The following is a 1,409-nucleotide window of genomic DNA, read 5'->3' as shown; positions in this document are numbered from 1 at the left end:
TTCGTGATCTTCAGACAATCCGAAGGATCTGCGATGGCCGCCTCTCGTTGACCTAAAAGACCAGGTCATACACCACTTCGGTGGACGTGACCGGCGGGCGGCGAGCCCAGGCGACCAGCACACCAGGCGACCAGCACCCCCAGGGCGACCAGCGCACCCCGGCGGGCGGCCAGCGGGCCCAGGCGACCAGCGCACCGGACGGGCGGCGGGCGGGCGGCGAGCCCACGCGACCAGCACACCAGGCGACCAGCACCCCCAGGGCGACCAACGCACCCCAGCGGGCGGCCAGCGGAGCCACGCGGCCAGCGGAGCCACGCGGCCAGCGGAGCCACGCGGCCAGCGGAACTCTAGGACCTACCCCACCTGGTCTGCGAGGCGGCAGAGCGACGAAGCCACCCGGTCCGAGGCGTTGTCCGGCCTGCCGCCCAACAGCGTCCGACCGTGCAGGTCTGACCGGCCGGTCTGGATGCTGTCCTATTTGCCCGCTCGCAGTGTTCGGTCCGATCTGCTGGGTCGGCCCGGCCAGCACATGTTGCCCGGCTAGACCCTGCAGAATGACCAGCAGATACGTCCTGACCGCCACATGGGGCCTGACCTGCGGACCCAGCCAGGGTGACGGACCAAACCGGGGCGGACCCAACCAGGGCGGACCCAACCAGGGCGGACCCAACCAGGGCGGACTCAGCCTGGGCACCGGACCCAGCCTGCACAGCGGACCCACCGGGGCGGCAGACCCAGTCTGCACAGCGCACCCAACCTGAGCGGCAGACCCAGCCTGCGGGGCGGACCCAACCTGGGCGGCGCACCCAGCCTGCACAGCGCACCCAGCCTCGGCAGCGGAAGCGGGAGCGGTCTCGTGGGTCGGATCGAGCTCGTCGCCGACGCGAGCACATGCGGGACCTCCATCCCGGGGAACGTTCGCGCCCGACGCCTGGACCGGCAGGCGCTCGATGTCGGCTGGCCCGATCGGCCGGGCCGAGGGCTCCGATGCCCGGCCGCCGCCGGTGCGGTCGGCCGGTGGGGCGACGTCACCGTGCAGACGGAGGTTCATCGTTCGGCGGCCGTAACGCTGCCGCAAACCCCATTCCCGATGCCGCTCGTGCTCGCGACGAAACTGCTCGGCCGCGGGTGAATAATTGCGCGACGCAGTGCGGTCTCGCCATGACGCCACTTGGGACCGGGGAAAGAACTCGAGCTGCGGCATAAGCCATTTTCCCGCATCCGGGCGGAGAAATGTCAGCCCGACCGGCGTGTCGATCATGCCAATCAGTGCCGCGGATATCTGATCGACGCAAAGCGTTTCCCACTCGAACTTCGTAACTGGATAGGTGCTGTCGTTGATCTATCAGTTTCGTCGATGAGCCGGGATTCGTTGGCCGTTCGTGTCCGCCGATTCGTCACGACCCTCG

The 1,409-nt window shown here is 69.3% G+C and carries 2 protein-coding genes; one reads left to right on the top strand and one right to left on the bottom strand.

Features of this window, described 5'->3' with window-relative positions; translation table 11 throughout:
• Positions 1 to 52: 52 nt before the first annotated feature.
• Positions 53 to 298 (bottom strand): hypothetical protein, encoded by a 246-nt coding sequence (locus tag AB0M88_RS53275; RefSeq protein ID WP_364116342.1) that lies wholly within the window; start codon positions 296 to 298, stop codon positions 53 to 55.
• Between the two features lie 558 nt (positions 299 to 856).
• On the opposite strand from AB0M88_RS53275, the gene AB0M88_RS53270 reads away from it, so the two are divergent.
• On the top strand, positions 857 to 1,132 hold the full coding sequence (locus AB0M88_RS53270; protein WP_364116339.1) for a hypothetical protein: 276 nt from the start codon (positions 857 to 859) through the stop codon (positions 1,130 to 1,132).
• Positions 1,133 to 1,409 lie beyond the last annotated feature (277 nt).

The organism is Actinoplanes sp. NPDC051411 (assembly GCF_040682075.1).
Taxonomy (GTDB): domain Bacteria; phylum Actinomycetota; class Actinomycetes; order Mycobacteriales; family Micromonosporaceae; genus Actinoplanes.
This window is presented reverse-complemented; position numbering and strand designations above follow the sequence as displayed.